Raw genomic sequence first — 8,640 nt, 5'->3', positions numbered from 1 at the left:
TCCGTCACCAGACCGTTGAACGGCCGGCGGACGCCGCTGCCCTCTTCCCCGTCTCCCTGGCTTATCTCGACCGACACATCGACAAGCCGCCCGATCAGCTCCTCGGGCTTGACCGCTTCCTTCTTCGCACGCAGCGTCAGGTGAATCTCGAAAAGCCGCGAAACACCCTCGTCAACCGCAAGTCGTTCCGGCAGAAGCTGGTCTTCCCCTAACGGAGACTTGACCTTGAGCACACGGCTCGCCTGGAGAAAGTCCGAAGATGCAGGCTGGTCGGTCATGGCGAACCTCGATGGAAGATTGGAAAAATTATCAATCAACTGCCAAAATCTCGACAGAATGCAATCAAACATTGTGGCGAAACCATGGACTGACCATGATTTACACAACTTGAAAACTATAAAATTGCACCGGTAAAAGTTTGCAGTGCGGCTTCGGCACGGCCAGCGCAGGAAAGGAGGGGCAACCGGAAGCCGCCAACCGCCATTCAGGCCTTTCGTACAAAGAGGCTGGTGAACCGGGCGACACAGGCCGATAGGGCAACCCAAAATGAAGTGCTGGAGGTATGTCCTTAGCCGGCAAAGCTGACGCCCCGTGGCGGTTGAAGGCGCCCGGCATTTCCCTTCGCAAAATTCGATGCGGAAAGCTGAAAATCGATGACGTTTACGTGGAGATGACGCCGTGGCGGATGCCCAAAGCCGCCTCAAGGCGCCGGCGATTCGTGACAGGTATCGTATGAATATCGATATTTGCGACCGACAGCGTCAAATAAAACCGGCCCTTCGGAAAGCGGCGTTTCGGTCCATCGTTGCCTCATACAGCAATACAACGATGGACCATGAAACGCCTCGCCGGATCAGGCCGTTTCGGCCACCGGTTCTTTGAAGCGGATGGGCAGGAGCTTATGAACCGCGGGCGAAAAGCCACACGCTTTCCCGGGGAATATCCACCCACACCGGACCTTCGGGCAAGGCTTTCGGCCCAAAGGCCTTGGCTGCGAAATCACCGGCTTTCAGGCGGTATTCCCAGCGGTCGCCAAGATAAAGGCAGGCATCCAGATGCATTTCCCTGCGGTTCTGGCCGGGATTGTCATGCACGGCGATCTGCTCGACGCGGATGACCGCCTTGTCCTCCTTTTCGCCGCTCTTGCCGAAAACGATGCCATCGAGCTGCCAGTTTGGCCCGTGGATGCTGGCATCCTCGCCCAGACCGCGTATCTCGCCGCTGGCGACATTGTTGGCGCCGAGAAAGTCCGCCGCATAAAAGCTCTTCGGCTTTGTATAGATGTCCTGCGGCGTGCCTTCCTGAACGATGGCGCCGTTGCGCAGAAGCAGGATATTGTCGGATGCGGCGAGCGCTTCCGACTGATCGTGGGTGACGAGAACACCGCATATTTCCAGGTCGAGGATGAGCTTGCGGATCCAGTAACGCGCCTCTTCGCGCAGCTTCGCATCCAGGTTGGAAAGCGGCTCATCCATCAACAGGACACGCGGCTCATAGACCAGCGCGCGGCAGATCGCGACGCGCTGCTGCTGGCCGCCCGAAAGCTGATCGGGATAACGCTCGGCAAGATGGCCGAGACCGATCTTTTCCAGCGTCGCCTGAACACGTTTGCCGGCATCCACCCGGTTCACGCCGCGCAGCTTCAGACCATAGGCGACATTTTCCATCACCGTGCGATGCGGCCACAGCGCGTAGGACTGAAAGACAAGGCCGATATTGCGGTTTTCCGGCGCGACCGTCAGGCCCTTGCTGCCGTCGAGCACCGGCTTGCCGCCGATGCTGATGAGGCCCTGTTCGGGCTGCTCCAGCCCGGCAATGCAGCGCAGCAGGGTTGTTTTGCCGCTACCCGAGGCGCCGAGCAGGGAAACGATCGAGCCGCGTTCGGCAGTGAAGGATGCGCCTTGAAGAATATGCAGGCCGCCGAGATATTTGTGAACGTCGCGAACAGTAAGTTCAGTCATGGATTTTTGCTCCCAGACGAAGGGCGAGACCGAGGCCTGCGCCGGTAAGAACGATGCTGACGAATGCCAGCGCGGCAATCGTGTCCATTGCGCCGGACTGGATCATGGAAACCATGAGCGAGCCGATGACTTCGGTGCCGGCGCTCATGAGATAGATGCCGGTGGCATAATCGCGCAGGAAAACGATCATGATCAGCGCCCATGCGCCGACGAGACCGGGGCGCACGATGGGAATGACGACGTCACGCCAGGTCTGGCCGATTGTCGCACCCGTCGTGCGCGCGGCCTCCTCCAGTTCGGGGCTGACCTGAATGAGCGTGCCCTGCAGCAGCCGCAGGCCATAGGAAAGGCCGACGATCAGATAAGCGATGAACAGGCTTATCAGCGTCGTGCGCAGCGGCACCAGGAACGGGATGAACAGGAACAGCCAGAAGAAGGCGAGACCGATGATCAGGCTCGGCATGGAGCGTGGCAGGAGGACCATGTAATCGAGAACGGTATTGGACACGTCCCGATTGCGGTGCCCCGCAAGACCGACGACCAGATAGAAGGCGACAGCCAGAGCGCCGCCGACAACCGCCAGTATGATGGTGTTGAGCACACCGCGATAAAGGCTCGGAACCTCGAAAAGCGCATTGAAATGCTTGGTGGTGAGATGAGCGAAAGGATTGACGCCCTGCCCCCACGCATCGACAAAGGCGCGCAGGATAATTCCGCCGATCGGCAGGATGACCGACAGGAACAGCCAGAAACCGATCACGGAGAGCGCGATGATCTGGCCGGTCCGTCCCAGCCGCATGACCGTGGTGCGCGAGCCTTTTCCGCCAAGGGCCGCATAACGGCGGCTGTGGCGCAGCAGCCGGCGCTGATACCATACCAGCGGCAGCGTCAGGAGCACCAGCAAGACGACGACAACGGCCATCAGCTGATAGGTGGGGACACCGAAAAGTGTGGTGAGCTTGTAGATATAGGTGGTGAGGACGTTGATGCCGCTCGGATCGCCAAGCACCAGCGGCACGCCGAACATCTCAAAGCCGATCAACAGGTTGAGCGCGGTGGCGAAGATGAGCGCGGGCAGCACCATGGGCACGGTGACATCCCAGCACACACGCCAGATGGGCGCGCCGGTGATGCGGGCCGCCTCTTCAAGATCGGACGGCAGGTTGCGCATCGCCGCCGACACGTAAAGATAGACATGCGGGACATGCGCCAGCCCCGTGACAAGCACGATGCCGCTCAGGGAATAGATATTCCACGGCACGAAACCGATGATGTCGCGCGCAAGGATGGAAACGAAGCCGGAAGGCCCGATCGCGACCGTATAACCGAAAGCGAGCACCAGCGCCGAAATGAACATCGGAACCAGCACGATGATTTCCAGCGCCTTGCGGAAATGCACATCGGTACGGGTGAGCAGGAAGGAGAGTGCCGCGCCCAGCGGGACGGCGATCGCCACCATGCCCACGGCCATGATGACCGTGTTCCACAGGGCATCGTAGAACATCGGGTCGACGAGAATATATTCGTATGCGCTCAGGCCGAGGCTGGCGCTCGGGCTGAAGAACGGACCATCGAGAAAGCTCTGGTAGATGATCAGGCAGATGGGTGTGAGGACGCACAGCGTCAGGAGCCCGATGACGAGCCGGCGGAAGAGCAGCGCTTCGCCGGGCGGGCGGGGCGTCCTCAACCGCGGTTCGCGGGATAGTTCTCGGGGTGGGTTTTGGGTAATGGCATCCACCGGCATGGTTGCAGCCTCCGGGAAACAGACGTTTGGGGAATGGATTTTCGTAGATGGGGCAAGGCCTCGGGAAATGGGCCAGACACCGCCTCGTGCCTTCGGGGGAAAAGCACGGTGTCTGGCCCCGCCTCGAGAGGCGTGGCTCACCAGGGCGAGATCAGCCCTTCAGCGCCGCGCGCCACTCGTTCAGGAACTTCAGCCGTTTCATCGGTTCCATGAAATCGAGGCGCGTTTCATCGAGCGCGATCGGCTTCAGATTGCCGCCGACGAGTTCGTTGAGCGTGTCGATATTGTAGCCTTCGGTGGTATCCTTGCGCAGGGCCGGCATGCCTTTTGAGGCAAGCGCGTTCTGCCCCTCCTGCGACAGCAGGAAATCGATGAACAGCTTGCCGGCATTCGGATGCGGAGCATCCTTCAGCACGCCGGCAACACGCGAGAAGGCGAGCGTGTAATCCTTGCCGAAAGCAACACCGAGGTTCGGCGCACTCTTCACCCAATCCAGCGCGTAAGAGCCGATCAGATTATAGGCGAGGACATTTTCACCCGAAACCACGGTTTCGCGCATGGAGCCCGTCGAGGAATAGGATTTGCCCTTCGCCTTGCCGAGCCCGTTGGTCATGTCCCAGAAATTGCTGGTATTTTCCATATCGCTGGTCTGGATCAGAAATCCGACGCCGGACTTTTCCGGATCGAAGGTGCCGATACGGCCGTTATATTCACCGCTGGAAATGAACTTGATCAAATCTTCGCGTGTCTGCGGAACCTTGTCTTCCGGCAGCGCGGTCTTGTTGTAGATCATGCCGACAGGCTCGATCGAGGTGGCATAAACGATGTCCTTGAAGACCGCCCAGCTGGGCAGCGACGCCAGTTCCGGCGACTTGTATGTTTCCAGATAACCATCCGTCGCAAGCTTCACGCCCTGATCCATGGCCGAGGTCCAGAAGACGTCGCCGCCCACCTGCTTTGCCGCAGCTTCCGAGATGATGCGGTTATAGACGCCATTGGTGCCGATATCGTTGTAATCGATACGGATGCCGGGATATTTCTTCGCGAATGCATCAAGAGCCGCCTGCGCCTGCGCCTGGTCGGTGGCCGAATAGATGGTGACCGAACCCTCCTTGCGCGCGGCCTCGACAAGTTCATCACTGGCTGCAAACACCGGCATGGCCAGCAGCAGGGCCGCCGCATTCGCGGTCAGCGCATAAGAGAAAAATTGCTTCATTCCTGGTCCTCCCACAATGATTCAAGACATCCGGGGGAAGAGAAGAAACGAAGACAGGGCAGTTTTATCTGCCGGAAAACGCTCTTATGTTCCGATTATTTTGAGCAAAGCAATAGTATTTCTACTTCCTGCGAAGTAGATTATACAGCCCATCAAATCGATATCCTCCCACGGATACAGTGGAAACCACCCGACCAAACGAATAGATCGCCACGCTACATAAATTTATCGGTGAATCTGTCAGCAACCTGTCACGTTCGAATATGTTTTTGTTGTCAGGTGCGATTTTTCATGCAATTCATGGCTCATGCGCATCCTATTGGTCGAAGACACACGGGATGTCGGGGAGGCAATCAATCAACGTCTGGAGCGAGTGGGACACTCGGTTGATTGGGAGGCAGACGGACTTGCTGCGGCTGAAATTCTCGACTTCACCGATTACGATCTGATCATTCTTGACGTCATGCTGCCCGGGCTTGACGGTTTCGAGATATTGCGCCGTGTGCGGGCCGCCAAAAAAACCGTTCCCGTGCTGGTGCTGACGGCGCGCTCCGAAATCGAGGACCGGGTCAGCGCGCTCGATCTCGGCGCGGACGACTATCTGGTGAAACCCTTCGATTTTCGCGAGCTTGATGCGCGTGTAAGGGTCCTGCTGCGGCGCAACCGCGGCGAGACGACCAATATCATCACCTGCGGTAACCTGCAGCTTGATCAGCAGAGCCGCAATGTTCGCATCGGCAAACGCGAAGTCCAGCTGAAGCGGCGTGAAATCGCCATTCTCGAGGTCTTCGCCACCCGTCCCGGCCGCCTGTTCAGCAAGGACGAACTGATGGACGCGCTGTTCGGCTTCGACGAGGGCGCCAACCACAATGCGGTCGAGCTTTATGTCAGCCGGATACGCAAGAAGATCGAAGGCTCCGGCGTATCGATCGTCACACAGCGCGGCATGGGCTATCAACTGGTGATCGATGACAACGCGTGAACCGTCGCTGTTTTCGCGTCTCGTCATCCGCGTGGGCATGGTTCTGCTCATCGGCGCAAGCATACTCATTTTCGCCGCCGGTTATTATGCCCAGACGGCGGCCAACAAGACCTACGACCAGCTTCTGCGTGGCGCGGCCATGCAGATTGCCGACGGCATCACCCAGAATGACGGCAAGCTGATCGTCAATCTGCCCCTCTCCGCTTTCGAGCTGCTCGGTTTTGCGGAACGGGACCGCATTTTTTATCGCATCGTCGGGCCGGACGGCGCCATCGTCAGCGGATATCCCGATCTCAATGTCGATTACGATTCCATCGCCGCGCGTTACGATCCGCAGCTCGAAACGGAACAATATCGCGGCGTCGAAGTGCGGACCATCACGGTGTCGCGCGCGCTGGCCGATCAGGCGCAGGGCGGATGGATCTATGTCATTCTGGCGCAGACCACCGAGGCGCGCCGGGCGCTGGCCGCCGAAATAACCCAGGGCGCCATATTGATCGTCGGTATCATGATCCTGCTTGGACTTGGCGGCACCTTCCTTGCCGTGCGTTATGCGCTGAAGCCAGTCACCCGGCTGGCGTTTGCCCTGCGGCAGCGCAATCCCGAAGACCTGACGCCCATGGAAATGCCCGCGCCGCAGGAATTGCAGCCGTTTCTGGGCGCCATCAACCACTTCATGACCCGGCTGGACGAACGTGTGGTGCGCCTGCAGCAATTCATCGCCGATGCCGCCCACCAGATACGCACCCCGCTGACCGGACTTTCCGCCCAGGTGGACATGCTCGATGAGACGAGCATGATCCCCGAAAATCGCGAGCGCACCCAGCGCATCAAGATACGCACGGGCGAACTGGCGCAACTGACCAACCAGCTGCTCAGCCACGCCATGGTCATCCATCGCTCCGGCATCATCCAGCTCGAAAACGTCAATCTGGTCACGGTGGCGCGCACGGCCTTCCACCATGCCGTTCCGCTGACTGTCGATCCCGACATGGTGATTTCCTTCGAGGCCGACGAAGCGCTGTTACCGGTCAGGGGCGATCCCGTCAGCCTCAGGGAAGCGATCGCAAACATCATCAGCAATGCGCTGCGCCATGGCGCGGTTTCGCGTCTCGATGTCCGAGTAATGCGGCATGACGGGCGCATCTGCGTCGAAGTGGAAGATGACGGGCCGGGTATTCCGCCGGAAAAATGGGACCAGATGTCGCGCCGCTTCAACGCCACTTCCGCCAATGCCGCCTCCGCCTCGGGGCTCGGCTTTGCCATAGCGGCCGAGGTCGCGGTCGCGCATGGCGGTCGGATTCGCTTTCGTGAAAAGGGCGACACCGGTTTTACCGTCATTCTGGATCTGCCCAGCGCCCGGGAGGAAAGCGCTTGAAAAATCTGCTCCTGGCAATCCTGCTTTCGATGCTGGCCACGGGGCCGGCGCACCCGCAGCCGACGGAGGGCACCTCCACGTATTTCCCCGCGCCGGCCGGGGAAACGGAACGCCTTGTCATCAACGGCGCCGCCGACACCTCCGCCCTGAAACCGCTTCTGCTCGACTTCCAGCAGATCGAACCGAACATCGCCATCGATTACACCGATTTCGTCACCAATGACCTCTATCGCGAAGCGGACGCCGCATGCCGGGAGGAAAAGGAGTTCGGCGACCTTCTGATGTCATCCTCTGTTGATCAGATGGTGAAGCTCGCCAATGACGGATGCGCCACGCCGCATGTGTCGGCCGAAACGCGGGCGGTGGAGAACCATGCCAATAGCTGGCGCGACGAGGTCTATGGCTTCACCTTCGAGCCGAGCGTCATCGTCTACCACAGCGATTATGTTCCACCGCAGGATGTGCCGCATACGCGTGCCGAACTTGCCGATCTGCTGCGCCGCAAACAGGAATTCTACCGCGGCCACGTCGCGACCTACGATCTTCGCCAGTCAGGCGTCGGTTATCTCCTCGCTTTCCTCGATGCGGAACAGAATTCCACCGCCTATGGCCGTCTGCTGGAAAGCATGAGCCGCGTCGACACCCAGCTACGCTGCTGCAACAATTCCGTGCTGGCCGATATTTCAAACCAGAAGATATATATCGGTTACAATGTCATAGGTTCCTACGCCTATGCCGCGACGCTGCGCGATCCGAAGCTGAAGATCGTGTTGCCGCGTGATTATACCCTTGTTCTGAGCAGGGCCGCGCTCATTCCGCAAAAGGCAAGGCAACCGGCGCTTGCCGGGCGCTTCATCGACTATCTTCTCTCCGAGCGCGGGCGCCGCGTCGCGCGGGAAAAATCCTTCTTTTTCTCACGCGACGGCACCATGCCGACGGGTGTCGATGGTCCTCCATCGCTCATCGAAAGCGGCGTGGGCCGCATCGTCCGGATCGGCCCCGCCCTTCTCGCCACCCAGGATGCCGCCCAGCGTAAACGCTTCATCGATGACTGGACCGACGTGATGACGTCCGGAAACAATCCGCAGGCCGACTGATACCTTGGAAAATCCGGGGCGGCCCGGAGAAATCATCCAGCAACAACTTTACCAAGCATAGCGAAATCTACTATTGCGGGTATTTTTAGGATGTCGTAATCTCACGCAGAAATTGTGCTGGTCTCGCCTGCAATCGCTCAGGCGAAAAGAGGAGGTTATCATGCCCGCTTTAGCCCATGGACTCTTTCCGGTTGCCCGACCTCCGCAATTAAGGGAGAAAGCGGATGCTCAACCTCCGGCTCTGCCCCCGGCATGGGAGTGC

7 protein-coding genes are annotated in these 8,640 nt (G+C 59.3%); 3 read left to right on the top strand and 4 right to left on the bottom strand.

From position 1 onward, the window contains the following. The 4 genes from N434_RS20770 to N434_RS20755 form a co-directional block, all read right to left on the bottom strand. The coding region (locus tag N434_RS20770; protein WP_286172363.1) for a contractile injection system protein, VgrG/Pvc8 family at positions 1-278 on the bottom strand (278 nt) is incomplete at its 3' end. 621 nt (positions 279-899) lie between these two features. Beyond that, entirely contained in the window at positions 900-1,961 is a 1,062-nt protein-coding gene (locus N434_RS20765) for an ABC transporter ATP-binding protein (protein ID WP_065116450.1), read from the bottom strand. Next, positions 1,954-3,705, bottom strand: a complete 1,752-nt coding sequence (locus N434_RS20760) for an ABC transporter permease (protein ID WP_410469477.1) — start codon at positions 3,703-3,705, stop codon at positions 1,954-1,956. The genes N434_RS20765 and N434_RS20760 overlap by 8 nt, the downstream gene beginning before the upstream one ends. Before the next feature lie 151 nt (positions 3,706-3,856). Further along, entirely contained in the window at positions 3,857-4,921 is a 1,065-nt protein-coding gene (locus N434_RS20755; protein ID WP_065116452.1) for an ABC transporter substrate-binding protein, read from the bottom strand. Positions 4,922-5,228: 307 nt separating this feature from the next. Here N434_RS20755 and N434_RS20750 point away from each other — a divergent pair, with 307 nt between their 5' ends. Genes N434_RS20750 through N434_RS20740 form a run of 3 tightly spaced genes read left to right on the top strand, consistent with a single transcriptional unit; the run spans position 5,229 to position 8,378 of the window. Beyond that, a complete protein-coding gene (locus N434_RS20750) occupies positions 5,229-5,903 on the top strand; it encodes a response regulator transcription factor (RefSeq protein ID WP_110760123.1) in 675 nt (224 codons plus the stop codon). Further along, a complete protein-coding gene (locus tag N434_RS20745) occupies positions 5,890-7,281 on the top strand; it encodes a sensor histidine kinase (RefSeq protein ID WP_110760122.1) in 1,392 nt (463 codons plus the stop codon). The genes N434_RS20750 and N434_RS20745 overlap by 14 nt, the downstream gene beginning before the upstream one ends. Continuing rightward, complete coding sequence (locus N434_RS20740; protein WP_236774479.1) at positions 7,278-8,378, top strand: ABC transporter substrate-binding protein; 1,101 nt, start codon at positions 7,278-7,280, stop codon at positions 8,376-8,378. The genes N434_RS20745 and N434_RS20740 overlap by 4 nt, the downstream gene beginning before the upstream one ends. The last annotated feature ends 262 nt before the right edge of the window (positions 8,379-8,640 follow it).

This window comes from Rhizobium sp. UGM030330-04, assembly GCF_003208455.1.
GTDB lineage: Bacteria > Pseudomonadota > Alphaproteobacteria > Rhizobiales > Rhizobiaceae > Agrobacterium > Agrobacterium rhizogenes_A.
This window is presented reverse-complemented; position numbering and strand designations above follow the sequence as displayed.

Excerpts from the sequence above, each read along its gene's own strand:
- N434_RS20750 (WP_110760123.1), top strand. The coding sequence starts at position 5,229 with ATGCGCATCCTATTGGTCGAAGACACACGGGATGTCGGGGAGGCAATC.
- N434_RS20755 (WP_065116452.1), bottom strand. The coding sequence starts at position 4,921 with ATGAAGCAATTTTTCTCTTATGCGCTGACCGCGAATGCGGCGGCCCTG.
- N434_RS20760 (WP_410469477.1), bottom strand. The coding sequence starts at position 3,705 with ATGCCGGTGGATGCCATTACCCAAAACCCACCCCGAGAACTATCCCGC.
- N434_RS20745 (WP_110760122.1), top strand. The coding sequence starts at position 5,890 with ATGACAACGCGTGAACCGTCGCTGTTTTCGCGTCTCGTCATCCGCGTG.
- N434_RS20765 (WP_065116450.1), bottom strand. The coding sequence starts at position 1,961 with ATGACTGAACTTACTGTTCGCGACGTTCACAAATATCTCGGCGGCCTG.